This is a genomic window from Streptococcus oralis subsp. dentisani (genome assembly GCF_002860905.1).
In the GTDB taxonomy this organism is placed as follows: Bacteria; Bacillota; Bacilli; order Lactobacillales; family Streptococcaceae; genus Streptococcus; species Streptococcus oralis_BA.
This window is the reverse complement of the sequence record NZ_PKIG01000002.1, coordinates 152,782-179,000: the sequence shown is the minus strand read 5'-3', so window position 1 is coordinate 179,000 and position 26,219 is coordinate 152,782. Positions and strand designations below refer to the sequence as shown.

General features: G+C 39.7%; 30 protein-coding genes. All 30 read right to left on the bottom strand.

The genetic code is table 11. The annotated features are described in order from the left end of the window. Positions 1 to 14: 14 nt before the first annotated feature. Positions 15 to 218 (bottom strand): hypothetical protein, encoded by a 204-nt coding sequence (locus tag CYK16_RS03925; protein WP_000878299.1) that lies wholly within the window; start codon positions 216 to 218, stop codon positions 15 to 17. 8 nt (positions 219 to 226) lie between these two features. Next, on the bottom strand, positions 227 to 388 hold the full coding sequence (locus CYK16_RS10695; RefSeq protein ID WP_009730755.1) for a hypothetical protein: 162 nt from the start codon (positions 386 to 388) through the stop codon (positions 227 to 229). Between the two features lie 88 nt (positions 389 to 476). Next, complete coding sequence (locus CYK16_RS03920; protein WP_101776667.1) at positions 477 to 1,979, bottom strand: primase C-terminal domain-containing protein; 1,503 nt, start codon at positions 1,977 to 1,979, stop codon at positions 477 to 479. A gap of 93 nt (positions 1,980 to 2,072) precedes the next feature. Next, on the bottom strand, positions 2,073 to 3,191 hold the full coding sequence (locus tag CYK16_RS03915; RefSeq protein ID WP_084850952.1) for a hypothetical protein: 1,119 nt from the start codon (positions 3,189 to 3,191) through the stop codon (positions 2,073 to 2,075). Between the two features lie 26 nt (positions 3,192 to 3,217). After that, the gene (locus CYK16_RS03910; protein ID WP_101776666.1) at positions 3,218 to 3,634 is read right to left on the bottom strand and encodes a hypothetical protein; all 417 of its coding nucleotides are present in this window, start codon (positions 3,632 to 3,634) and stop codon (positions 3,218 to 3,220) included. Positions 3,635 to 3,943: 309 nt separating this feature from the next. Next, complete coding sequence (locus CYK16_RS03900; protein ID WP_101776664.1) at positions 3,944 to 4,291, bottom strand: hypothetical protein; 348 nt, start codon at positions 4,289 to 4,291, stop codon at positions 3,944 to 3,946. 101 nt (positions 4,292 to 4,392) lie between these two features. Continuing rightward, positions 4,393 to 4,584: a hypothetical protein gene (locus tag CYK16_RS03895; RefSeq protein WP_101776663.1), complete on the bottom strand. Its 192-nt coding sequence runs from the start codon at positions 4,582 to 4,584 to the stop codon at positions 4,393 to 4,395. A gap of 93 nt (positions 4,585 to 4,677) precedes the next feature. Further along, positions 4,678 to 4,938, bottom strand: coding sequence for a hypothetical protein (locus CYK16_RS03890; RefSeq protein WP_101776662.1), 261 nt, complete (start codon positions 4,936 to 4,938; stop codon positions 4,678 to 4,680). A 224-nt stretch (positions 4,939 to 5,162) separates the two neighbouring features. Continuing rightward, a complete protein-coding gene (locus tag CYK16_RS03880) occupies positions 5,163 to 5,663 on the bottom strand; it encodes a modification methylase Sau96I (protein ID WP_101776660.1) in 501 nt (166 codons plus the stop codon). A gap of 322 nt (positions 5,664 to 5,985) precedes the next feature. Then, on the bottom strand, positions 5,986 to 6,966 hold the full coding sequence (lacD, locus tag CYK16_RS03875; RefSeq protein WP_001229114.1) for a tagatose-bisphosphate aldolase: 981 nt from the start codon (positions 6,964 to 6,966) through the stop codon (positions 5,986 to 5,988). Position 6,967: 1 nt separating this feature from the next. Next, positions 6,968 to 7,897: a tagatose-6-phosphate kinase gene (locus CYK16_RS03870; RefSeq protein WP_101776659.1), complete on the bottom strand. Its 930-nt coding sequence runs from the start codon at positions 7,895 to 7,897 to the stop codon at positions 6,968 to 6,970. A gap of 10 nt (positions 7,898 to 7,907) precedes the next feature. Then, positions 7,908 to 8,423 (bottom strand): galactose-6-phosphate isomerase subunit LacB, encoded by a 516-nt coding sequence (gene lacB / locus CYK16_RS03865; protein ID WP_001216910.1) that lies wholly within the window; start codon positions 8,421 to 8,423, stop codon positions 7,908 to 7,910. A gap of 30 nt (positions 8,424 to 8,453) precedes the next feature. Next, positions 8,454 to 8,879: a galactose-6-phosphate isomerase subunit LacA gene (lacA, locus tag CYK16_RS03860; RefSeq protein WP_000029277.1), complete on the bottom strand. Its 426-nt coding sequence runs from the start codon at positions 8,877 to 8,879 to the stop codon at positions 8,454 to 8,456. A 284-nt stretch (positions 8,880 to 9,163) separates the two neighbouring features. Further along, positions 9,164 to 10,060 (bottom strand): aldose 1-epimerase family protein, encoded by an 897-nt coding sequence (locus CYK16_RS03855; RefSeq protein ID WP_081094025.1) that lies wholly within the window; start codon positions 10,058 to 10,060, stop codon positions 9,164 to 9,166. A 204-nt stretch (positions 10,061 to 10,264) separates the two neighbouring features. Beyond that, positions 10,265 to 11,740, bottom strand: coding sequence for a PTS galactitol transporter subunit IIC (locus CYK16_RS03850; protein WP_060805561.1), 1,476 nt, complete (start codon positions 11,738 to 11,740; stop codon positions 10,265 to 10,267). Between the two features lie 47 nt (positions 11,741 to 11,787). Beyond that, positions 11,788 to 12,093, bottom strand: a complete 306-nt coding sequence (locus CYK16_RS03845; protein ID WP_000590547.1) for a PTS sugar transporter subunit IIB — start codon at positions 12,091 to 12,093, stop codon at positions 11,788 to 11,790. Between the two features lie 38 nt (positions 12,094 to 12,131). Then, on the bottom strand, positions 12,132 to 12,608 hold the full coding sequence (locus CYK16_RS03840; protein ID WP_000521972.1) for a PTS sugar transporter subunit IIA: 477 nt from the start codon (positions 12,606 to 12,608) through the stop codon (positions 12,132 to 12,134). 261 nt (positions 12,609 to 12,869) lie between these two features. Then, positions 12,870 to 14,693, bottom strand: a complete 1,824-nt coding sequence (lepA, locus tag CYK16_RS03835) for a translation elongation factor 4 (protein ID WP_001047207.1) — start codon at positions 14,691 to 14,693, stop codon at positions 12,870 to 12,872. A gap of 78 nt (positions 14,694 to 14,771) precedes the next feature. Beyond that, a complete protein-coding gene (locus tag CYK16_RS03830; protein WP_024057651.1) occupies positions 14,772 to 15,500 on the bottom strand; it encodes a metallophosphoesterase family protein in 729 nt (242 codons plus the stop codon). 1 nt (position 15,501) lies between these two features. Continuing rightward, positions 15,502 to 17,169 (bottom strand): DNA repair protein RecN, encoded by a 1,668-nt coding sequence (recN, locus tag CYK16_RS03825; RefSeq protein WP_060805562.1) that lies wholly within the window; start codon positions 17,167 to 17,169, stop codon positions 15,502 to 15,504. A 6-nt stretch (positions 17,170 to 17,175) separates the two neighbouring features. Further along, complete coding sequence (locus tag CYK16_RS03820; protein WP_060805563.1) at positions 17,176 to 17,607, bottom strand: arginine repressor; 432 nt, start codon at positions 17,605 to 17,607, stop codon at positions 17,176 to 17,178. After that, positions 17,600 to 18,415 carry a TlyA family RNA methyltransferase gene (locus CYK16_RS03815; RefSeq protein ID WP_060805564.1) on the bottom strand — a complete coding sequence of 272 codons (816 nt, stop codon included), beginning with the start codon at positions 18,413 to 18,415 and terminating at the stop codon, positions 17,600 to 17,602. Before CYK16_RS03815 ends, CYK16_RS03820 begins: the two co-directional genes overlap by 8 nt. Continuing rightward, entirely contained in the window at positions 18,408 to 19,283 is an 876-nt protein-coding gene (locus CYK16_RS03810; protein ID WP_060805565.1) for a polyprenyl synthetase family protein, read from the bottom strand. Before CYK16_RS03810 ends, CYK16_RS03815 begins: the two co-directional genes overlap by 8 nt. Continuing rightward, entirely contained in the window at positions 19,280 to 19,492 is a 213-nt protein-coding gene (locus CYK16_RS03805; protein ID WP_000043226.1) for an exodeoxyribonuclease VII small subunit, read from the bottom strand. The genes CYK16_RS03810 and CYK16_RS03805 overlap by 4 nt, the downstream gene beginning before the upstream one ends. After that, complete coding sequence (gene xseA / locus CYK16_RS03800; RefSeq protein WP_060805566.1) at positions 19,470 to 20,810, bottom strand: exodeoxyribonuclease VII large subunit; 1,341 nt, start codon at positions 20,808 to 20,810, stop codon at positions 19,470 to 19,472. Before xseA ends, CYK16_RS03805 begins: the two co-directional genes overlap by 23 nt. A 127-nt stretch (positions 20,811 to 20,937) precedes the next feature. Continuing rightward, entirely contained in the window at positions 20,938 to 21,576 is a 639-nt protein-coding gene (gene udk, locus CYK16_RS03795; RefSeq protein ID WP_001181376.1) for a uridine kinase, read from the bottom strand. Between the two features lie 109 nt (positions 21,577 to 21,685). Continuing rightward, entirely contained in the window at positions 21,686 to 22,564 is an 879-nt protein-coding gene (truB, locus tag CYK16_RS03790; RefSeq protein WP_060805567.1) for a tRNA pseudouridine(55) synthase TruB, read from the bottom strand. A gap of 9 nt (positions 22,565 to 22,573) precedes the next feature. Further along, positions 22,574 to 23,848: a DUF2130 domain-containing protein gene (locus CYK16_RS03785; protein WP_060805568.1), complete on the bottom strand. Its 1,275-nt coding sequence runs from the start codon at positions 23,846 to 23,848 to the stop codon at positions 22,574 to 22,576. A gap of 95 nt (positions 23,849 to 23,943) precedes the next feature. Further along, positions 23,944 to 25,224, bottom strand: a complete 1,281-nt coding sequence (locus tag CYK16_RS03780) for an O-acetylhomoserine aminocarboxypropyltransferase/cysteine synthase family protein (protein WP_060805569.1) — start codon at positions 25,222 to 25,224, stop codon at positions 23,944 to 23,946. Between the two features lie 147 nt (positions 25,225 to 25,371). Continuing rightward, positions 25,372 to 26,169 (bottom strand): formate/nitrite transporter family protein, encoded by a 798-nt coding sequence (locus CYK16_RS03775; protein ID WP_060805570.1) that lies wholly within the window; start codon positions 26,167 to 26,169, stop codon positions 25,372 to 25,374. Positions 26,170 to 26,219 lie beyond the last annotated feature (50 nt).

Here is a 26,219-nt window from a genome sequence, read left to right as displayed (position 1 = left end):
GACCTTTCCCCTTCCTAACAAACTTTTAGAAGTCTAAACGGAGCTTGATACACATCAGGATAGTGAATCAATCTCTTTTTTCTTTGTTCAGGAAGTGGTTTACGGTAATGTTTTTGAAGATACTGAAAAGCTAGTCCCAAGGTATCAAAAACTAAAACTTTATTCTCCCCATTACAAATATAGTCACCTAATTCAAAACTGAAAATTACATACTTCATTCTTCTTCTCACTTTCTATTTTCGCCAACCATTGCCAATAGATCTGTCTCTAATTCAAAATCATATCCGTTTTCTAAACGAACTCGTTGACGAATCCCTATAAGTGAGAAAACTAATAAGGATCCTCCAACAAATATAAGACTAAATAGTCCAGCTAAAATCAAAATCATATCATTCCTCCATAGATTATTTTATATACATGTATATCCTTGTAATAATCGTAGATATAAATGTAAGGCAGTTGACGGGTTTTTAAAATTATCCAATATCAAGTTCAAATAGAGATAGTTGTTGTGTTTGTTTAAACCCATCTTTAACCCTTTCTATCACTCTCTGAGTGAACTCTATACTTTCTTCAAAGAAAGCAGCAATATTGGCCATATAAGCCTCCTGACGTTCTTTCTTCACCTTGATAAGGGAAAGCAAGATTGCTTTGATAGAGGCTAATCTGATGCCTCCTCCACGGCCGTGTTTGACTGTGAAGAAGATCTTTTGTTCTGTTTTGAGAGCCTTCAATACTTTATCCAATGAACGCTCAGGAATGTTCAACTTCTCTCGTATCTCTTTTTTCGTCGTCTGGATAAATGGATCCTCAGATTGATAGAAACCTTCTAAATAGGCCATTACGTCTGTTTTCCATTCATAGAGATGACTATTCTTCCTGTCAGTACGTTTCTTCTTAAACTTGTACCAACGTTGCTTCACAAAGAGATCTGAAGCCTTGAGTTCCTGATTGACCCATGCTTTACATAAAGTCATCACATAGTCACGACTAGCAGCTTCATATTTTCCTGAGTAGGCGCTTGTGATAATCTTATGATATTCAGCTGAAGAGAGTGGTTCGTCTAGATTCGCATTAAAACTAGAAAGAACCTCCTCACACTCTTCCTGATCGATTCCTGAAGAGAAGTTGGCTAAAGCTAGCGTGAAAAGAACGTTGTTTCTTCCCATCAAGGCTTTTCCACCCTTGATATTTCCCTCTCTCATCAACAATTGATACCAGGGTTCATCAATCTGTTTTACCCCTTCAGAACCTGAAATAACCGTCAAATTTGGCTTTTTACTTGGGAAGGGAAGGTCTGATTGCTTCATTGACCAATCTAACCACTCCTGAAATGAATAGGTATAGTCAGCATCAAAGAATTCAACGTTATCAGTTCGAGGAATACGAGCAATCCCAAAATGGTTACAAGTCAAATCTACTGGTAAAGTTTGAGCAAAGTAATTTCTCAAATTTTGAGAGATAGCTTTAGCCACCTTTACCACTCGAAATTGGGAATGAACTGTAACATAAGCTGATTCTGAGAGGACAAAATAGGCTTGAAATCCCTTATCAGATTTTAGAATCAACGTCGGCATAAAACCTAACTCCAGGGAAGCAGTTAAAATATCTCCTGTCGTCATTTCTTCAGCTGAAGAGGTAATATCAAAGTCAATGTAGAAGGTGTTAATCTGTCTAAGATTATCTTCAGAGTGGCCACGTGTAATCCGTCGTCCAGGATCACTATAGCTTCCATAGCAATATACGTTAGGCGTCCAGTGTGTAAACTGATCCTGGTTCTCCAACAATGATTCGACAGAGGTTAAAACAACACCACGTGCCTTCACCATATTTGCTTTTGAACGATACGCAAATACAGACCCTCGTCTTCCTTCTTCAGCTGAAGAGATAAGTTGTAGATGGCTATTCTTAAATTTTTGTGTTCTTAACCCATCTTTTGTGATGATGGATAAGCATTTTAATAAATCAATCTTTTTCATGATTTTTAGGTCTCTCGTATCCCTTCACTAGTTATAGTTTGAAGTCAAATACACTTATAAAATATATTTCCAAAAGCGCTAATCATCAATATTTTAGTAATAGAGTGGTACTGCGTTGATAGTCAAAGCACTATACGATTGTTCTAAGTGTTCAATGTCTGTATCTTTCACTTCCAGACCAGTGCTTGTTGCTTTCAGTTCAATCTCTTCTTTCTGACCTAAAAGGCTACCGTCAGCAAGGATTTTCTGCAAGCGTTCAGCTTTAACCAAGTATTTAAAGATACCGTCAAATTCAATTAAGTAAACAATTTCTTTTTTATCTGTCATGCTACTAGATATATCGGTCATATCCGTTAGCTCTTCCTTTGTATAACACAAATTATCAAACTGACGGATATGTTCATCTACGGTTTTTGCAATCTGCATTGCCCAATTCACAAAGTCGTATTGCTCTTCAGTCAATCCAGCCATTGTCTGATATTCAATAGTGTTCTCGATTTCCTTTAAAATACGTTCAAGGATCGCCTTGACAATAAAGTTATTGGAAGTGTATCCATTAGATAACATCTTTTTTGTTGTAATTGTTTTTGTTGAAAGAATTTGAACTTGGTGTTTTCGCTCAAACTGTTTTGTTATATAATGTTTTCTAATTTCGACAGATGGTTCAAAACCTCTTTCATGTGGTAATATGTACTGCTGAAATCGCCCAACCTCAGTGTTTGTTGTCCGTCTTAGGAAAACAGTTTCCACTTCAATCGGTGACGCAATCACAAGGTCTAAAGATTGTAAATTTAACTTTGGATTGACCTCGACTATTCCAAACGCTTGCCTCAATCCCTCTTTTGAGTATTCGTTCCCCTCGATAACTTTTTTGAACCATTGTAAATCCTTATTAGCTTCAGAAATACTTTCTGGAACTTGATAAAAAACTGCTGATTCAATTATTTTCTCAAAGAATAAGCTATCGCTTTGTAAATTTGGGTTATCAAAATCAAACTCTACAAGATAGCTATTCGATAAGTCACTCCTTTCCAGACTGCTCTTGATTTCCAACTCTAGCTTTTCAGCTAGTTTTTTTCCGTCTATAATCATTAGAGTATCCATGTGGCTGCGTGAGTTCGTTTTGACTAAAATTGGATTGATAAAATTCCAATCCAAAATCCTTTTAGCAATCTCTAGGCACTCTTTTTTATGTAGATTTAATACTGTCATACTATACCTCCTATTTAAACTCCAATCTACTTAGTCAATGATTTATGTATATGTTTAAGTCTTTTTCTATTCTCGTTCTGTCGTTCTCTGTCAAATAGTTCGTCAAAGAATCTTGCCAGTATCATAAAAGCTAAAGTTACAGTTCCTAGTACTGTGATAAGAAGCAAACCGACTATATCAATGAAAGAGATAACTAAAAAGCATAGCAGCATGAACGCCATTACTTTATTCTCAATAACTCCCGAACTAACTGACGACATAGCAATCCAGTTGTTGAGATATACTAAAAACCAAGAATAAGATAAAGGGATAGCATTAAACGAGATAGCTCCATAAATGATATTTACTAGCACTTTCCATACACTCTTAGAATAAAGAATGTTCTCTCTTATTGATTTCAAGATACCCTTGTTTATAAAAAGATAATAATACAATACTGTCATACTATGCCTCCTATTTCAACTCAAATGAACCTATAAGATACGGCAACAACTCCTTACACGATAGGTAAATCATTCCCCCTCCTACAATAATTAAAAAGAGACTTAACCCCCATTCCAAAGGACTTAGAGACAAAAAGAAATCTTTCTCACCACTCCATCCAAGTCTAATGTCTGTATTTTTAGCTATGATCAATACTCTACTGAATGAAATGCACACTCCTACAACAAATAATATAATAAATAACAAAATCATATTTTCCTTCTTGCTTATTTCTAGGCTTTTAAAATAAATTAACAACAGAATACTTTTTAAAGTGTACTTAACAGCCGCTCGAACTCTTCTGCGCTCAGAAGATCGTCATCGTCTTTCCGTGGTTGGAAAGGCATAATCTTTGATACTGGTTTCTTTTTAGCACCTAAACGGTAACGATGTCCGTTTGGCAACCAACCTAGCTTGTAATCCAATCTAGGAAGGTTTTCTCTACCCTTGATGCTATCGTTTGAAACCCCAATTTCAACCTCTCCAGATAGCTTGGCGTTTGCCCACTCGCTAGGAGTGATTTCCCCAAAACTATCCCAGAAGACTTTTCTTTGAGCAGTCTTTTGTTGTCTACGAGCGCTTGCATAAGCACTCGCTGTTCTAAAGTTATTAAGCATATAAGTTCCTCCTACCCAATTGGGCTTTTTTCTTTTTTCCGTGAGATAATCTATTCTCAGCACCTGCAAATTCCCAATCTCTCTCAAGCCAATTCGATAAATCAATTCCAGAACGAAAGTAATTCGTTCATGATATTAGAAAATTTTTCAAAGCCCTCTGAAGTTATTTCTATAAACTTTAAGAATCTTTGATAACCATCAGGTTGGAAAGCTATCAAAGCGATAACTATTACCCCTACTATTCCCAGACACAAAAAAGCAGCATTAAACAATTTAATATCTTCTTCATCCATATCAATCCTCCTTTTTATTGGTACAAGATGTTACCCAGTAGCAAGCACATACGTTTACAAATTCCTTTTTGAGATGGCTTTTATTTCATATCCTTACTCCTTGATTTCAGGCGGTTTTGGAAAACTCATCCAATAAATAACACTACTACAAGTATTTTCAAAACCAATACCATCGTTAAAATCAACCCAGATATCTGTATACACTTCTTCACTTTCACTTGTGTAAACAAGAACCTCTTCGTCTAATTCAGGGATTTTCCCATCCCACATGAATTCAATTTCATCTCCGTATTCCTTTTTTTCTTCGCTAGTAAGGGGTCTTTGTGTAATTTTTTTCCAGTCTGTATTTTTCATAGTTCTTTCCTCCTATGTTCATTCTCATTTATTCAATAATTCTTCTGATAACAACCTGGTCTGTAATAAACTTTTGTCTGACAAGATTCATCATTAAATCCATAAAAACAGTGACTACACAGCGTTCTGTTTTTATCTACCCACCAACAAGGACCATACTTTTCATTGATGCAAGGTGTAACCCAGTTGCAAGAACATCGTCTACAAATACCCATTTCCATTTTCTATCTCTCATTTATTCTCATACTTTTAGGTAGCTTCTTACTCGGTAAACAGTAACCTTCGGATAAGTCCCTTTTGCTATAAAATTCAGGACTATTTGTCATGATGTGATCACTTCTTCTCCATCCTCGACGAAGTTGTTTGTAAGATAAAGAAACACGCTTCTCAATTTCTTTAAAACTAAATCCCAACTTCAAATATGTTGTTACAATAGTAGTAGCATGTTCTTTGGACTCTTCGCTTCTTGTTCTTCGCTGAAAGTTTATCTGCTTATCTTCTTCATTTAATGCTATCTGATAGGCAATAAACAACTTCCGCATTTCCATAATTTTATGTTGCCAGGCCAAGCTGTAAGGTTGTCCTGAATATCGATTCACTAAGTCTTTTACGGGTTGTTTAAATTTCAGCTGAAGAGGGTCAAACTCCCCAAGATCTGAGAATGGATCAATGAAACCTAATGGTTCGCTTTGAATTAATTCATTGTATAGCGCTTCTCTGTCCATCCTGATTTATCTCCTTCTGTCAAATGCACGTCATTGAGTCAAACAAACTTAATTGGATGGTTTTAGGCGCTTGTTCGCTATTTCCACTCTCATCATGATCGATAACGTCAAAGATTTCTAACGTGTCTAAATTCATTACAATCTCTAATCCTATCATCATTGAACTCCTTTCAAATAGAATTTTAAGCGAACAAAAAAGAGAACAGATTTCTCTGTTCTCCTAAAAATATTGAATTATTTGATTTTCTAAAAACTCTTACCACTTACATGTAACTTTTTTAAAAATTTTTTAGATTAATGTTCCTAAACTAGAAGGACTTTCTTACACGCGTTCTTTCCATGAAGTTGCTGTTGTTTGAAGAACTTTGTTGAGTTCGTCAATGTTTTCAAAACCAGTTGTGCGAAGCCATTCGCGAGCTGCTGCTTCACCATCTTTGATGTAAGCTTCAACTGATCCAGCCCATGTAGCACGGCCACAAAGAACACCGTTAAAGTTTGCACCTGATTCATGAGCAAATACAAGAGTATCTTGGAAGAGTTTAGCTGATACACCAGCACTCAAGTAGATGTATGGCAAGTTAGTTGCTTCATCTTGAGCTTTGAAGAAGGCTGCTGCTTCTTCACGTGTATAAACCACTTCACCTTCAGCGAAACCTTCAACATATTTAATGTTAACAGGAACTTCTACTTTCAAGACATCAATGTTAAAGCGTGGGTCTGAGAAGACTTTCATAGCACCGATAACTTTGTGTGGTTTTACTTTCGCGTATTCTACAGAACCTGCATCAGCAATTTTTTCATCGTAAGCAAGGATTTCAAGGAAGAATGGGATATCTTCAGCCACACACTCAGAACCGATACGTTCGATGTAGGCTTGTTTTTCTTGATTAAGTTCGTCTGAGCTATCTACATCATAGTAAAGCAAGAATTTAACTGCATCTGCACCTTCTTCTTTAATACGTTTTGCAGACCAAACATCCAAGCAGTCTGGCAAGCGTTTTGTGCTTGTTGTATCATAACCTGTTTTTTCATAAGCAAGGAGAAGACCAGCTTTTTCATCAAGAGCTTTAGTCGCTGGAAGTCCATATTCAGGGTCAAGAAGCATTGATGAAGCGTATTTAGTCAATTCATCCGCTACCAAGACTTTGAGTTCTTCCATTTGAGCCACAGTTGGTTCTTCTGTTTGGTGTTGAGCCATGAGGCGTTTCAAAGCACCACGTTGGTCAAATGCAAGAGCTGAGATGATACCATTTTCATCAGAAAGTTTTTCTAAGCGTGCACGTTTTTGTTCTGTTAAAGCCATTTTATACCTCTTTTACTATTAATTGATCATATAGAGCTTGATAGTTGGCCATGTTGACATGACCAGTCATTTTTTCTTGAGCATTGAGCATACCAAGGACATTTGCCTTGATGAGTAATTCTGCATCCGATTCTTTATGAAGAAGTCCTGAAGAAATTCCTGCTACAGTAGAGTCTCCAGATCCAACAGGATTTACCACCTGAATTCTAGGAATATCGACCTTGTAGAAAGTGTCACCATGTTTGGCAAAGGCACCGTTGGCACCAAGTGAAACGATAATCCATTCAATACCTGCAAACAAAGGTTCTTGAAGTACTTCTTTTAATTCATCCAAATCCTCAGAAACTTCTCTTCCAAGAAGCTGAGATAATTCCTCATTATTTGGTTTGATGACTGTCGGTTTATGTGGTGATTCAAGAACCGCCTGAAGAGCCGCACCAGAGCAGTCCAAGACAACAGGCTTGCCAGCTTGATTAGCAAGCTCTACCAAGCTCGCATAGTAATCAACTGGAAGACCAGCTGGCAGACTACCTGAGATAGCTACTACTTCAACTGACTCTAGGAGATTTTTGAAATGTTCCAAAAAGTCTTGACCTTCCTGTTCCAATACTTCAGGACCTTTTTCAAGAACTTCTGTTTGGTTGTCTCCGTGAAGAATAGCGATACAGTTACGAGTTTCTCCCTGAATAGAAAAGAAATCTTTCTTAACATTATCATCAATATTTTCAACTAAAAACTCACCAAGTTTGCCACCCACTAAACCAGTAGCAAGAACAGAATCTCCAAATTCTGAAAGTACGCGAGTAACATTGAGGCCTTTACCACCAGCAGTTTTAGTTACATCCACCACACGATTGACAGTATCAATCTTCAACTCATCCAAGGGATAAGAAATATCAATGGATGGGTTCATTGTGACTGTTAAAATCATTGGTCACCTCTTAGTCGTGGTATTCTCCGCGATCCCATTTTTCAAGGAATTCAGTGAAGAAGTTTGCATCTGTTTGTTGAGCATTGTGACTTTCAAGGTGTTCAATTTTCGCAATCAATTTCTTGTTTTCTTCAGATGGTTTGTATTCAGCATGGATGAAAGCTTCGATGATATCACACATAAGCAATTCACCAGTAATCTTACCACCAAAACCGATAACGTTGGCATTCAATTGTTCTTTAGCATAAAGGGCTGTTGTCATATCGCGAACCAAGGCAGAGCGAACACCTGGAACTTTATTTACAGCATTGTTGATACCAACACCAGTACCACAGATACATACCCCAAGATCAGCTTGACCACTAGTTACAGCTTCCCCTACTTTTTTACCAAAGATTGGGTAGTGAGTACGTGTATGGTCATATGTACCAAAGTCAATAACTTCATATCCTTTTGATTTCAAAAATTCTGAAACCGCCATTTTTTCATCTGTTACGATGTGGTCACATCCAATTGCAATTCTCATTTTTAACTTACCTTTCTTACTGTAATCTAATTAGCACATTTTGTTCAACATATCGACCCTAATTTGGTGACGTCCACCATCGTATTTACCGTTAACAAATCCTTTAGCGATGTTTTTAGCCAATTCATCACCAACAAGTTGTGCACCCATAGTGATCATACGTGAGTTGTTGTGTCCACGAGTCATATAAGCTGAACGTTCGTCAGATACTTCTGCAGCAACCATTCCTTTGATCTTAGTTGCAACCATGAATGGACCAGCACCATAAGCATCAATCACGATACCAAGGTTTTGTTCTTCTTTGTTTACTTCTGCAGCAACAGCAAGAGTTACATCAACAAAGTCTTGACCTTCAGCTGTAACATCCACAACGTGGAAGTTTTCTTTTTCCAAGAAGTCTTTCACAACTTCTTTCAATCTCAAACCTGCAGCATCTGCACCGATAACAATAGACATATTGTATACTCCTTTTTATTTTTCTAGGCTAGTAAAACCTTTTATAGTTAACAGTTTACCTACAACAGCTTTCTAGCAGTTTATTGACAAATTGGATTGAATGAGATGAATGACACCTTATTCAAGTTTAGGAAACCAGTTTCCCAGAAATAATCCTTCTCCACGAAAGAGAATATAACAAGTGATTGTTTGTTTGTTACAAACATCATTTGTTGCTTACAAACATAATATACTCCTATTTCCTGAAAAAGTCAACAGTTAATGTTTGTTTTTGTGTTTTTTAACTAAAAAATTTCGATATCAAAACCAATTTGATCCACTTGACCAGGTTCTAGGAGACGAACATTCTTCTTATCTTCTAGACGATCTCCTTCTTCAAGGGATGTTGACAAGCCAGACCATGGTTCAAAAGCAATAAAAGGACCTTTATTCAAGGTTGACCAGATGATGAGGTTTGGAAACTCTGCAAAGTGCACTTTCAATCCCTTATCATGTTTACGAGAGCGAAGGGCAATTGTTCTAGATTGCAATTCATCTAAGGTAACTGCATCTGTACTGAAAAGATTATAACTAAGATCTAATTCCTTTTTCCCCTCTAGCCATGGACTTCTATCTTGGAAATCCAACATACCAGTTTCTGGGAAAGGACGTGGAACAGAGCAAGTCTCCTCTTTCTCAAACTCTAAATAGTAATCTTCATAGACTTCATCATCAAATAGAGGACAATTAAATCCTGGATGTCCACCAATAAAGTAAGGCATGACCTTGCTAGTTTCTTTATTAAAGATCTTGTATTGAGTCCGTACTGTCTTTCCAGTAAGGATATAAGTGATTTCTAGGCAGAAATGGTAAGGATAATTTTGATAGCTATTCTCATCGTCTTCAATTGCAAAAGTTACACTCTTGTCTGTCTGTTCAACTAATTCAAAGTCTTTCTTGCGAACCAAACCATGACGAGGAATGTTTCCTTTGCTTTCTTGTCCCTTCTCATCTATATAGAGGGCTGTATCCTCTCTCAAAGAACCGCAAATGGGGAAGAGAACGGGAGCTTGTCCACTCCAATAAGTAGCATCCCCTTGCCACAAATACTCAAGTCCCTCGGTATCTTTTATAGAAGAAAGAGCCCCACCAAAACTGTTAAATTCAACTCTTAATTGTTCTGATTTTAATTCAATTACCATTATTTTCTCCGATTTCTTGATAGTTTATAAAAAACTAGGCTGTCACTCCTAGAAGGTATGACAACCTAGTTTCAACAATTTACACTCTGCGAAAATCCAATTCAAACTTCGTCAGCGTCACCTTGCCGTACTTTAGTACAGCCTGCGGCTAGCTTCCTAGTTTGCTCTTTGATTTTCATTGAGCTTACATTTTATAGGAGCGCATTATTTTGCTTTTGCTGCGTACTCTTCGTTACGTTTGATCATTTGTTTTCTGTACCAAGCAAAGATACCGATATAGAATACAAGGAAGACTACAGCACCAAGGATTGCTTTGATATCACCTGTTGTAGTGTTACCAATTGTCCAACCAAGAAGTTTTTCGATTGGTCCTTCAAGAGTTGAGTGAGTGATCAATTGAGTTTCGCTCACACCTGCTGGGAAAGCACCTACACCTTTAGCAAGTTCTGTTGCAAATGGTGCGATAAGTGTACCTGAAAGAAGGAAGAGTGGCAACAAGAGTGTTCCGAAGATAATCATACGGAGCAATTTACCACGTGTTACAACCAAGAGAGCTGGAGTAACACCCATAGCGATGATACCTGCAAGTGGCAAGATACCATTTCCAACTTTTGAAAGAAGCACAGCTTCAATCAACATGATTGGTGCAAGTACGTTGGCACAAGCCCAGATTTCAGCACGACCAGCAATGAATGGCCAGTCAAGACCGATGTTGAATTTACGTCCTTGAAGACGTTTAGTAGCAACGTTTGTAATACCTTGTGAAAGTGGTTCTACTGCTGCGATGAACCAAGAACCGATAAGTGAGAAGAGTTCCAAAGATACACCGGCAGTCAAACCAAGAGACAACCATCCTTTAATAACCAAACGCCATTTATCTGCATCTTCAACACCTGCAATTGGATGTGGAGTTCCCATAATACCGATAACAATACCAAGGATGAAACCGATAAAGAATTTAGAACCCCAGAAACCGATTTTCTTGTTCAATTTAGCAGCGTCAAAGTCATATTTATCAAGACCTGGGAAGAATTTTTCAAAAATCTTATCCAAAACCATGATAACTGGGTTCATCATGTAGTTCATGTGAGTTGATGTCATTGGTGATGAACTTGGTGCGTTAAGAAGGTCATCAAATGTAGGTTTCATCAAGTCAGAGTTGATAATTTTCAACACACCAACAAGTACGATAGCTGCTGTAGCAATCAAGAGTGAAACCCCTTGGCTCACACCGTTGTTGTCTGCATACCATTTAATCAAAAGACCTGTGATAGACAAGTGCCATATATCAAAGATATCAACGTCAAGTGTATCAGTTTTCTTCATAGCTAGCATCACTATGTTGACAATCAACATGATGAGCAAGAAGTATAGTGTCCAAGCAGATCCCCAAGTGATTGTTGCAAGTGGTGCCCAACCAACGTCAGTGATACTCAATTGGATACCAGTATTTTCAACGAATTTTGCTAGCGACGCTGAGAAAGCAGTGTTTAGCATACCGATGATAGCACCGATACCTGTAAGAGCGATGGCAAGTTTGATACCACCTTCAAGCGCTTTGGAGAATTTCACTCCAAAAAGTAGAGCCAATATTGTCAAAATGATTAACATGATGACAGGACCACCCATATCTAAGACGGGTGTAAAGACCTTTTTGATTAGGTCAAAGATTGCATCCATAACAGTTCCTCCCTTTTTTATGTTATATGAATGTTAACAAATTAAAATTAGCTTAATCCGTGTTCTTTAATAGCTGCTTCAATATTGTCAAATACTGGAGCACTCATAGCTGGAATACGGAATAAGATTGGTCCAGCTTCGATAACTGGAATACCTGGGTCAAAACCAAGGTCTGTCGCAGCAATTGGTGTGAAGATGTCATAACCTTTGATAAGATCTTCGTTAACGTCTTTGACCATGACTGCATCACAGTGAACATCAAAACCGCGGTTTGAAAGTTCTTCTTCAAGAGCACTTTTAATTTGGTGGCTTGAGTTAACACCTGCACCGCAGGCAGCAAGAATTTTAATCATATGGATTTCCTCCGATTTAATATTTTTAATAGACAAGATTAAGCGATTGCTTCAGCTATATAAGCATAGAGGGCTTCTGGTTCAGAAATTTTTGATAGGTCTTCAAGATGACCATTTCCAGTAAAGAAGTCCATCAACTGAGCAAGAATGTTAGTTTGACTTGAGCTTGAGTTGTTAATAATAAAGAAGAGCAAGGATACTTCTACTTCCTTATCTGGTGCAATCATGTTGTGGAAGGTCACAGGTTTATCTAATCGAACGACCACAACTTTTTCGGCAAGATTATGAACAATATCTGTGTGAGGAATAGCCACATTCGGCAAATCCTTACCCAAAAATTCCATATCTAAGCCAGTTGGAAATGACTTTTCACGCGTGATCAAGGCTTCACGATAAGTTGGCGTTACGATTTCTCGTTCTTCCAATAAAGTTGCAACCTGATCAAAGAGATGTTCTTGATTATCCGCTTCTAAGCAAAACACAAGGTTTTTGTCAAAGAAATGATCTAATCCCATAAGGTTTTCCCTTCTTTCCATTAACTTTATGCTATAAGTATAACACTATATGAAACCGTTGTCAATGACTTTCTGTTGTTTTTTGTCTCTTTTTTTATATTTTTGTTGTTTTTATAGTTTGTTACATAAAAACAAACACATAAACAAACATTTCAAACATTTTTTCTGTTCTAGAAATAAAAATAGCAGACCATTTAAGTCTGCTTTACGATTGATTCTTATATAAATTTCCTATGAACAAGGAAAGGCATTTCTGATAACTTATTCTTCATCCATACTCAAGACGCTAAGAAAGGCTTCTTGGGGAACTTCTACTGAGCCGATGGCTTTCATACGTTTCTTACCAGCTTTTTGTTTTTCAAGGAGTTTACGTTTACGAGAAACGTCACCACCATAACATTTAGCAAGTACGTTTTTACGAAGGGCCTTGATATCAGTACGAGCGACAATTTTGTGTCCAATAGCCGCTTGAATTGGCACCTCAAATTGTTGACGAGGGATGATTTTCTTGAGCTTATCAACGATGAGTTTTCCACGTTCGTAGGCAAAGTCCTTGTGAACGATAAAGCTAAGGGCATCCACCTTGTCTCCATTGAGAAGGATATCCATTTTCACTAGCTTAGATGGGCGGTACTCTGACAATTCATAGTCAAAGCTTGCATAACCGCGAGTTGAAGACTTGAGTTTATCAAAGAAGTCGAAGACGATTTCAGCCAATGGAATTTGATAGATAACATTGACACGGTTATCATCAATATAGTCCATAGTCACAAAGTCCCCACGCTTACGCTGAGCTAATTCCATGACTGCTCCAACAAACTCTTGCGGTACCATGATTTGCGCTTTAACATAAGGTTCTTCAATGGTCGCAATCTTAGTTGGGTCTGGGAACTCAGACGGGTTAGACACATCCATAGACTCGCCGTCGGTCAAGTTGACCTTATAAATAACAGACGGAGCTGTCATGATGAGGTCGATGTTGAACTCACGTTCCAAACGTTCTTGGATAACATCCATATGGAGAAGTCCAAGGAAACCACAACGAAAACCAAATCCAAGTGCCTGAGATGTTTCTGGTTCAAACTGCAGACTGGCATCGTTGAGCTGCAATTTTTCAAGTGCTTCACGTAGGTCATTATACTTGTTTGACTCAATTGGATAGAGACCCGCAAAGACCATAGGATTCATCTGCTTGTAACCATGTAATGGCTCTGCCGCAGGATTGGTTGCCAAGGTAACGGTATCACCCACACGAGTATCCTGAACCGTCTTAATAGAAGCTGCAATATAACCAACATCACCAGTCGCAAGGAAATCACGACCAACTGCTTTCGGAGTAAAAATACCAACTTCTGTCACATCAAAGGTCTTACCATTGCTCATAAGCTGAATCTTATCGCCAGGTTTGACCACTCCATCCATGACACGTACTTGAAGAATAACTCCACGGTAAGCATCGTAAACAGAGTCAAAAATCAAAGCCTTAAGTGGCGCCGTCACATCACCCGTTGGTGCGGGAACTTTTTCTACGATTTGCTCGAGAATTTCTTCAATACCGATACCAGCCTTGGCAGAAGCCAATACTGCTTCACTGGCATCCAAACCAATGACATCCTCAATCTCTGTACGCACGCGCTCAGGGTCTGCAGCAGGCAGGTCAATTTTGTTAATGACTGGCATGATTTCCAAATCATTATCCAAGGCTAGATAAACGTTGGCAAGGGTTTGAGCCTCAATACCTTGAGCGGCATCGACCACCAAAATAGCACCCTCACAGGCAGCGAGCGAACGTGAAACTTCATAGGTAAAGTCTACGTGCCCTGGCGTGTCAATCAAGTGGAAAATATAAGTTTCCCCATCTTTTGCAGTATAATTCAGCTCGATGGCGTTGAGTTTAATGGTAATCCCACGTTCCCGCTCTAAATCCATACTATCCAAAAGTTGGGCCTGCATTTCACGACTGGATACTGTCTCTGTCTTTTCCAAAATGCGGTCTGCTAGAGTAGATTTCCCGTGGTCAATATGGGCGATAATAGAGAAGTTACGGATCTTCTCCTGTCGTTTTTTCAATTCTTCTAAGTTCATGATTCTCTTCCTTTCAGGGTATCTATTTATTATAAATTGTTTTTGACATTTTGACAAGACCATACCCTGCTAGGAGTACTAATCTTCAGCGACAAAGCCGTCATTTTCGATAAAGTGGTGTTCTGTCATTCCTTGGTCTGTAAAGACAATCCCATGAAGGACACCACCATAAACAGCTCCTCCATCCATTCCAATCTTGCCATCTTCTGTAGTCCAAAGCTCAGCAGTACCACGCTCTTGCTTTAACAAACCATAGACCGGTGTATGGCCAAAGACAATGATTTTTCCAGTATGATTTTCTGCTTCGTGGAATGGTTTTCTAAGCCATACTTTCTTGTAATCTGTGGTTTCATGCCAGTCGTCTAAGGTCAAATCAATACCTGCGTGCACAAAGATATACTTGTCTGTCTCTACCACAAATGGCATTTGACGAATAAATTCGACCAAGTCTGCTGCTTCAGTAGCAACACGCTTGGCATCCTCAACTCCATCAACTGGTGCATCCAAAGGACGACCTAGGATAGAGTTAATAGTTGTATCTCCACCATTACGACGATAGTGGTCATAACTTTCTTCTGGGTCATCTAGCCAAGTCAAAAACATATACTCGTGATTTCCTGACAAACAGATCGCCCCTTGATTGTCCACTAAGTCCTTGACCATTTCTAGAACACGGCGACTATCTTCACCACGGTCAATCAAATCCCCTAGAAAGAGTAACTGGGTCTGACCATCCCATGTTTTGAGAAGGTCTTCCAGCATCCCAGCTTTTCCGTGAACATCTCCAATTACATAATAGTCTGTCATCTTATTTCTCCCTGTTTCTCAGCAATTCTCTGGCTTGCGTCAGGGCTGCTTCCGTCACATCATCACCTGCCAACATCTTGGCAACTTCCTCCACTCGCTCTTCAACCGTCAAGAGACGAACAGTCGAAACTGTTGAATGGTCATTGCTAATCTTCTCAATAAAGAATTGATAATCCGCAATCGCAATCACTTGTGGTAAATGGGAAATAGCCAGAACCTGACCATGTTGGCCAATCTTGTGAATCTTCTGTGCAATGGACTGAGCTACACGACCTGAAACTCCCGTATCCACCTCATCAAAGACAATGCTGGTCTTACCTTCTTTACGTGAAAAGGCAGACTTAATGGCTAGCATGAGGCGAGATAATTCTCCGCCAGATGCAACCTTAACCAAGGGTTTAAAGTCTTCACCAGGATTGGTTGAAATGTAAAATTCGACCATTTCATTGCCCTCACAACTGAATTTGCCCTTGCTAAAACGAACTTGAAACTGGGCTTTTTCCATATAAAGATCTTGAAGCTCTTGTTTAATCTCAGATTCTAATTGCTGAGCCAAATCATGACGAGCAGAGGCAAGTTGACCTGCCAAGTCGACAAGATTGACTTCCAATTTTTTCAGCTCTGCTTCCATGTCCTCAGATGAAAGGTTATTTCCTGTCAAGAGATTGTATTCTTCCGTAATCTTGGCAAAATAAAGCAAGACATCGTCTACAGTCCCACCGTACTTGCGGGTAATAGTATGAAGGAGGTCCAAACGATTTTCAACCTGCATAAGACGATTGCCGTCAAAATCAAGGTCCTCAATGATAGCTTCCAAACGTTTGCTAATATCTTCTAAGACATAGTAGGTCTCAGACAGATAGCTTGAAATTTCACGATATTCAGGATCATACTCTTCGACACTTTCCATGTCATTCATGGCTGAACGAACATTGGCCAGACTTGAAAAGTCTTCATTGTCCAACATACTATAGGCATTAGTCAGTGTATCCGCAATATTTTTATGGTTGAGGAGCTTCTCTCGCTCTTGGTTTAGAGCTAGGTCTTCTCCAGCCTGCAAGTTTGCTGCCTCAATCTCTGCCATTTGAAATTCCAACATTTCGATACGTGCCTTGTGTTCCTGTTGGTTTTTCTTGACTTCCAGTACCTGCTTACGCATTTTACGGTAGGCATCAAAACTCGATTGATAGATTTCTTTCAAGTTCCAAAAAGCTACGTCACCGAATTCATCCAACATTTGAATATGAAGTTGAGGGCGCATTAACTCTTCTTGGTCATGTTGACCATGAATATCTACTAGATGTTGTCCAATAGCCCGCAAAACAGACAGATTAACCATCTGGCCATTCACACGGCTGATACTACGACCATTTTGCAAGATTTCCCGACGGATGATAATTTCATCACCTAATTCTAAACCTTGCTCATCAAAAATTTCCTGTAAAAGACGACTATTCTCAACTGAGAAAAGCCCCTCAATCTCTGCCTTTGGCGCACCATGACGAATAACATCTGTCGTCGCACGAGCTCCCAACATCATATTCATGGCATCAATGATAATCGACTTCCCTGCACCCGTTTCACCAGTCAGGACAGTCATTCCCTTTTCAAAATTGAGGGAAATAGCCTCAATAATGGCAAAGTTTTTTATCGAAATTTCAAGTAACATATAGACCTACCAATTTTTTACTTGTTCAAAGATTTCCTCAGCTAGACTTTCACTTCTGGCAATGACTAAAATCGAACTATCATCAGCTAAACAGCTAAAAATCTTATCCGCAAAAGTCTCGGTTAACTGAGCTTTTACAAAAGCTGTGTTTCCAGGAATAACTTGGAGATTGATCATCTTATCCATCAATTCAGCTGACTCAATATTGTCTTCAGCCAGTTGCAAACTTTTTACGATTGATTTTGGTAATTCATAGACATAGGTGTTATCTCTCAAAGGAATTTTGACAATACCTAGTTCTTTGATATCCCGTGATACCGTTGCCTGAGTAGCAGTGATTCCTGCTTCTTTCAAATATTCTACAATTTCTTCTTGCGTGCCGATTTGATAATCTGTCACAAATCGTCTAATTTTTTCAAGTCTCTCTTTTTTATTCATTTTTAAATTGACTATGCGCCCTCTCTACTACTTCTTCAATTTCAGCAAGAACCTGATTGCCTGCTGACTCTTCTTTTTTCAAATACGCTAAAAATTCAATATTTCCATGCCCACCTTGGATGGGAGAAAAGTCCAATCCAAGGACTGAAAAGCCTTCCTCTACTGCCATAGCTGTGACAGATTCAAGGACATTCTGATGGACCTTAGCATCTCGAATAATACCATTTTTCCCAATCTGCTCACGTCCTGCTTCAAACTGGGGCTTAACCAAAGCCACAACCTGACCTTGATTAGCCAAAACACGGTGCAAGGCTGGTAGAATCAAACTTAGGGAAATGAAACTCACATCAATACTGGCAAAGCTCGGCTCCTGCTCAAAATCAGTCTTTTCAGCATAGCGGAAATTAAACTGCTCCATACTGACAACTCGTGGATCTTGGCGTAATTTCCAAGCCAACTGATTGGTACCGACATCAACTGCAAAGACCAACTCAGCACCATTTTGCAACATGACATCAGTAAAACCTCCAGTAGAGGCACCGATATCAATCGTTGTTGCCCCTTCCACTGATAATTCAAAGACCTGCAAGGCCTTCTCCAATTTCAAGCCACCACGGCTGACATACTTGAGTTTCTCCCCCTTGAGTTTTAGCTCGGTGTCATCTGGAATTTTCTCTCCTGGTTTGTCAAAACGCTCTCCGTTAAGGACTGCTACGACTAGACCAGCCATTACTCCACGCTTGGCCTGTTCTCGCGTTTCAAACAAACCCTGTTTATAAGCTAGTACATCCACTCTTTCCTTAGCCATTGATTCTCAAACTTTCTACTACTTTTACAATCGATTCTGTTTCAAAGGGAACCTGCTGGGCAATTTCTTCTAATTTGGCATTAGCTTGATCCAAGGTTTGGTTACAAAAGACAATTGCCTCTTCCAAACCCAACAAGGCTGGATAGGTTGACTTTTCTGCCTGTAGATCCTTTTGTGGTGTCTTGCCAATTTCCTCAAAACTAGCTGTCACATCTAACACATCATCTCTAACTTGAAAAGCAAGCCCAATCAATTCACCAACAGTTTTCAGTTTTTCTTGTATTTCAGGTGCCAATTCGGCTATGATAGCAGCTGCTTGGAAGGGAAAGGCTAGTAGTTTTCCAGTCTTATTAGCATGAATAGTCTGGAGTTCTTCTAAAGACAAATGCTGGTGTTCGCCTTCCATATCCAAAACTTGCCCTGCAACCATTCCCAGACTACCTGAAGCAAGCGATAAGTTGGCAATTAAGTCTACCTTTATCTGACTTGGCAAATCTGCCTGCGCTATCAAGGCATAAGGATCTAGGAACAAAGCATCTCCAGCCAAAATGGCCATAGCTTCACCGAATTTCTTATGGTTGGTCAAGCGTCCCCGACGGTAATCATCATCATCCATGGCAGGAAGGTCATCATGAATCAAGCTCCCCGTATGGATCATTTCCAAGGCCGCAGCCACCTGCGCGTGAGCAGGTTTAATAGCGACCTGCAAGGCTTCCAGAACTTCTAACAGAAGAAAAGGACGAATACGCTTTCCACCAGCATGAATAGAATAGAGAACAGACTCTCGCAAACTAGAGGCAAACTGCTGGTCTCCATAAAAATCTTCCAAGGCCAACTCGACAAGAGCTAATTTTTCTTGCTTCTTCATTCAAAATCACTTTCTGTTCCGTCTTCTTGCATAACCTTGACCAAGGTCTTTTCAGCCTTGTCCAGCGTCGCTTGGAGCTCTTTTGACAAGACCATACCCTTTTGAAAAGCCGCAATCGCATCTTCCAGAGCAATTTCACCATTTTCCAAACTTTGGACAATTGTCTCCAGTTCTGCTAGATTTTCCTCAAATTTCTTTTGCTTTGACATCTTTAACCTCTAATTCTACTTGACCATCTCGCATCAAAAGCGTCACTTGGTCTTTTTTCTTCAAACTCTCAACCGAATCTACAACGAACTCTTCTTTCTTGACAATAGCATAACCACGCGCCACGATTCGACTGGTATCCAACATCAACAAGGCTTCTGAAAGTCGCTTCACCTCAGCAACCTTGGCATCATAAACCAGCGCCATTTGGCTACGTAGGAACTTATCCAACTGGCCTAGACGGTCTTGATAACGCTGGATTTTGGTAACAGGTGATAATTGAACCAGTCGATGCGTCCTTGCTTGGACTAGTTGGTTGCTATCGGAAATCCGTGTTCGCAAACTTTGTTTTAAGCGCAGTTGCAGCTGATCCAAGCGTTGCAAATAGCCATCATACAAACGCTCTGGCTGTCTAAAGATAACAGACTGACTGCATTTTTTCAAAGCTTCTTGTTTCTTAGATAGCACATTTCGAACTGCCGTTGCCATCCGTTTTTCCTGATTTTGCAAATGAGCTAATAGATCCAACTTGGTCACAGGTGTTGCTAGTTCAGCAGCAGCTGTTGGCGTTGCAGCTCGTCGATCTGCCACAAAATCTGCCAAGGTCACATCCGTCTCATGTCCCACACTAGAAATAACTGGTAAACGAGATTCAAAAATGGCTCGTACCACAATTTCTTCGTTAAAGGCCCAGAGATCCTCGATAGAACCCCCACCACGACCAATAATCAGCAAATCCAAATCGTCACGTTGATTAGCACGCGCAATATTCCGAGCGATTTCTTCTGCTGCTCCATCACCTTGAACCTTGGTCGGATAGAGAACAATGTCAACACCTGAAAATCGCCTGCTGACGGTCGTGATAATATCTCTAATAACAGCTCCACTGCGACTGGTTACTACACCAATTCTCTTAGAAAATTGGGGCAGAGGTTGCTTGAACCTCTCTTGAAACAGGCCTTCTTCTGTCAATTTTTTCTTGAGTTGTTCAAACTGAATAGCAAGCGCCCCAACCCCATCAGGCTCAGCCTTTTCAATAATGATGGAGTAGCTACCACTTGGTTCGTAAACCTGTACACGACCAATCACATTGATTTTCATTCCTTCTTCCAGGTCAAAACCTAATTTCTGATAAATCCCAGACCAGATAGTCGCTTGGATAACTGCATTGTCATCTTTTAGGGAGAAATATTGGTGAGTAGGTCGTTTACGAAAGTTGGAAACTTGACCAGTTAAATAGACCCGTTCCAAGTAAGGGTCTTTATCGAATTTCATTTTCAGATACTTGGTCAAAGTTGTTACCGATAAATACTTTTCCATCTCCACCTACTACTCATTTTCTTGCTCTTTCATGGGTATTATTATACCAAAAATATGCCTAAAAATCTCCATTTATGTACCATTATGAGGGAAAAATAGAAAAAGGAGGCAAGGCCTCCACATCTGATTATTTGCTGTTTCGAGCTTCTTCCAAAATCTTTGCAATCTTAGTCGTCAAAAGGTCAATAGCAACAGTATTGCTGACTCCCTCAGGAATGACGATATCAGCATAACGCTTGGTTGGCTCGATAAACTGATGATACATAGGTTTAACCACACCCAAGTACTGATCAATAACGCTATCAAGGCTACGGCCACGTTCTTCCATATCACGCTTGATACGACGAATAATGCGCACATCATCATCCGTATCCACAAAAATCTTGATATCCATCAAATCGCGCAGACGCTTGTCCTCCAAGACCAAGATTCCCTCAACGATAAAGACATCTTGAGGCTCTTGACGATAGGTCTTGCTACTCCGTGTATGCTCTGTATAGTCATAAGTCGGGATGTCCACCGGACGCCCTGCCAACAATTCCTTAATCTGCTCAATCATCAAGTCTGTATCAAAGGCAAAAGGATGGTCGTAGTTGGTTTTGACACGCTCTTCAAAGGTCAAATGAGACTGATCCTTGTAGTATGAATCATGCTCAATCATGGAAATCTTTTCATCAGGAAAATGCGATAAAATGGCTCTTGAAACACTGGTCTTACCTCCACCAGAACCACCTGTCACTCCGATAATGATTGGTCTATTTTGCATGCTATCCTCCGTTTTTTTATCCGTCGTCTATTCTATCACATTTTTTGCAAAATTTATAGTCTGATTTGGATAGTCTAGGGGAAACAACACTCCCTACACCCCAGTTAGACTATCTAAAAACCTTCCTTGGCTTGTAGAGATTGTCCCGTTTTTCTAGAATGGCTAGCAATTTATCTCCTTCAAAAGCAGCCAATTCTTGTTCTGTCTGTTCGAGCTCTATAAAACGACCAAAGCGCACTTCTGTAGCCTGTTCTGGACCTAGGAAAACTTTGACAAGGTCGCCTGTCCCAATCTCTAGAGGATGGAGAAAGTCTAATTGACCAGCCTCCACTTTTTCAGCAATTTCTTCCAAGGTAAGAGCATCTTCTAATTGTAAGCCTGCAGCACTTGTTCGTGTCAAGTGCGACATATGAGCCGCATAACCCAATTTTTCTCCCAAGTCAACAGACAAGGTACGGATATAAGTCCCCTTACTACATTTCACACGAAAAGTGAATCTTGCAAGTTGGCCATCATAAGAAATCGGACTTGTCCGCTCAAAGCTATAAATAGTCACCTGACGTTCTGGACGCTCCACTTCCTGACCAGCACGCGCATACTCATAAAGCTTACGACCATTAACCTTAACAGCTGAATACATAGGTGGAATCTGAGTAATAGGTCCAGTCAAGCTAGCAATCGCTTCATCGACAAGCTTTTCATCCAAGGGCGACAGAACGGGTGTCTCTTCGACCACTTCCCCACTGGCATCCTCAGTCGTCGTTGAATAACCAAGAGTGATTTCACCCTCATAGACCTTGCCCTCATCCTGCATAAACTCGACCATTCGTGTCGCCTTACCAACTGCAATCGGCAAAACACCCACCACATCCGGATCCAAGGTCCCACCATGACCAATCTTCTTAGTTCCCAAAATCTTACGCAGTTTAAAAACCGCATCATGCGAGGTCATCCCTGCTTCTTTTTTTAAGTTAATAATACCGTTCATTTTTGCTTTCTACTCCCCCTTCAGCGCTTCAAACTTTGCTTTCATAGTTGGATTTTTACGGGTCAATTTTTTAACAGAAACATCTTCTAATTTGTTGTTAGCTAGACGGAGTTGGTTTTCAGAAGTTGTCAGGAATTTCTTGACTTCTTCCATGCGTTTGATGGCCTTGTCAATTTCATCGATAGCTTTGCCAAAATTAGTCGAAGCTGAGTTATAGTTCTTAGCAAAGGCTAGTTTAAAGGCATCCAAGTCTTCCTCAAAATGAGTGATGTCAATATTTTGTTCGCGAACAAAGGCCAACTCCTGCTTATATTTTAGAGAATTAAGCGCCGCATTACGCAAAAGCCCAATCAACTGAATAAAGAACTGAGGACGGACCACATACATCTTTTCATACTCGTGGCTGACGTCAACAATCCCTGTGTTAAAGTAGTCATTATCGGCCTCAAGCATGGTCACCAAAACGGCATACTCACAGTTCTTCTCCCGACGGTCCTTGTCCAATTCCTTGTAAAAATCTGCATTCTTGTGCTTCTTCTCTGTTCCATCTGCTTCATTTTTCATTTCAAACATGATGGAAATAATTTCGACCCCATTTTCATCACTCTCACAGAAGATAAAGTCCCCCTTAGACCCACGCGCAGAAACCTTGTTATCCTTCTCAAAGTAGGCATTTGGAAAGGCGAAACTACGGACCTTGTTAAACTCACTCTCTGCATACTGTTCCAGACTTTCCCCGATGGCTTTTGTAGATTGCTGGGCTTTGAAATTCTTATAGAACTCGACCTGTTCACTGGCTGCTTTAAGCTGGGCTTCATAGTTTTGTTTAACAGAAGCAAGAGAAAGCTCGTTTTCTTTTTCTTGTAAAAGAAGCTGGTTTTTAACCTGATCACGTTCTTTTTCTAGGTCAGAAAGGGTCTTTTGCAGTTGATTTTCATGCTCCAAACGCAAGGTAGCCAATTGGTTTTCCAAGGCCTGTACTTCCTTGTCCTTAGCCAATAAGGCCTGATGGCTTGTCTGTTCAACCTCTTTCTTGGCCAATTCTTTTTCTGTATCAAAGTTTTGGATTTGACTCTGCAATTGTGCAATTTCTTGGTCTTTTTGAGCTAGTTTAGACTGTTGTTCATTCATGGCCTTTTGCTCAACCAAGGCCAGTTCCTGCTTCATCCGCTCATGTAGTTCCTTATCAAACTCTGCTGTTCTCACTTGAGACAGAAGTTCGACATACTGACTTTCATTTACTGTAAAGACTTCCCCACAGTTGGGGCATTTGATTTCGTTCATATCGTTCCTCTTTCTAGACTTCTGTAACCATTATATCATGCCTAAAGGAAAATCAAAAACAGCGAGTCGAAACCCACTGTTTATCTTCTTTTTCTTTAAATTTTTTCCAAGGCTAAGCGCAAGTCTTCAATCAAATCATCTACATTTTCAAGACCGATTGACAAGCGGATTTGGTTTGGTGTGACACCAGCTGCTTCTAGGTCTTTTTCTGACAATTGACCATGAGTGGTTGTTGCTGGATGGACAACAAGCGATTTAGCATCTGCCACGTTTGCTAGGTCAGAAAAAATTTCTAAATGATCAATTACCTTGCGTGCTTCTGCTTCCCCACCTTTGACATGGAAGGTAAAGATTGAGCCCACACCTTTTGGTAAATATTTCTCAGCCAAGGCATGATAAGGACTATCTGCTAATTTTGGATAGTTAACTTTTTCTACCTTAGGATGGTTGACAAGGAAATCAACAATTTTCTCTGCATTTTGTACATGACGTTCCACACGAAGTGAAAGGGTTTCAAGTCCTTGAAGTAAGAGAAAGGCATTAAATGGTGACAAGGCCGCACCTGTATCACGAAGCAATTGAACACGAACAGCGATAATAAAGGCTGCTGCACCCACATCACGAGTATAGCTCAAGTTATGGTAACTTGGATCTTCCTCAACAAATTGAGGAAATTTACCTGAAGCCGCCCAGTCAAAACGCCCACTATCGACAATCACTCCTCCAATAGTCGTACCATGCCCACCGATAAACTTAGTCGCAGAGTGAATGGCAATATCTACACCGTGAGAAAAGACATTAATCAAGTAAGGTGTAGCAAAGGTATTATCTGAAACGAGTGGAATCTGGTGTTTATGAGCAATCTCAGCCAATTTTTCCAAGTCAGGAATGTTAATCAGAGGATTCCCCAAGGTTTCAATCAAGACAAGCTTAGTATTGTCATTGATAGCTGCTTCTACTTCCTCCAAATTATCCACGTCCACAAAGGTTGTTGTGATCCCATAACGAGGAAGGGTTTCTTTCAAAAGATTGAAGGTCCCGCCGTAAATAGTTGATGCCGCTACTACATGATCACCAGCATGGGCAAGCGCCAAAATCGTATAAGTCACTGCAGCCATACCTGATGCTGTTGCAAGAGCTCCAACACCACCTTCAAGAGCAGCAATTCTTTCTTCAAAGGCAGCTGTTGTAGGGTTGGTGATACGAGTATAAATGTTCCCTGGTTTTCTCAAGGCAAATAAATCGGCACCTTCCTGCGTGTCATCAAAAACAAAGGATGTTGTCTGATAAATCGGCACTGCACGAGACTTAGTTGCTGGATCAACTACTTGCCCAGCATGCAATTGTAAGGTTTCAAATTTAAAATCACGAGTCATAAGGCGACCTCCATATAGTTTCATTAAAGATATTGTAGCACCTTAAGTTATAGTTTACAAATATTAGTTTTCTATATTTTGATATAAGAAATAGCTATTACCTTATTTTGAAAATGAAAAAAGCACGACTCAATCGTGCTCATTTTCTTAATCTACATAAATATCTTCATTTTTATTGAGGAAGGCATATGGAAGACCCATCAAGAGGCCTCCTCCGATAAAGTTTCCGATGAAGGTTACACCCCAGTGACGAAGCATATTTCCAACACCGAAGTTAGCAATTGAGTCAGCAGCAACACTGAATTTCACAATCGCGAAAGAAGCAAAGTTCGCCGCAATGTGCTCGTTTGTTAAAAATACAAACATGTAAATCGCTGACAACACAAGCCAAAGTTTGGCACCACCATCTTTGACCAAAACAAATGAAAGAATCGCAATATTTACGAAAATATTTGCCAAAATCGCCTCAAGCAAGATTAATTCATTTGAACGGCCTAACTTCATCTCTACAACCCCAGAGATAAAACTATCATGAGTCAGATTTGCATAGGCTGCCGAATGAGCAAAGCCCCAACCTGCTATCAAAGCCCCGATAAGGTTAAACAAGGTACAGTAAAGTAAAATCTCAGCTGTTTTTCTCCAAGAGATTTTTTTCAAGAAACTACCAGCAGTCAAGAACATCATGTTTGATGTTACCAACTCGGCATTCAAGAAAACAATGTAGGCCAATCCCCAAGCAAAGACAAATGGGAAGAGGAATCGTCCACTACCTGGCGCAATTTTATTAATCAAATCAGCCCCAACTGCACCAGCAGCTGTACTGAAGGTTAAAAATGCACCTGCGAACATAGAACGAATCGCATACTTAAATTTGCTTTGACTATAAAGACTTTCTTTCTTCTTGCAAGCAAATTCAATCTTTGAGATAAATTCTGAAGAAACCATAATAAACTCCTAAAAATTTTTTACCTGATAATTATATCACAAACGTTAAA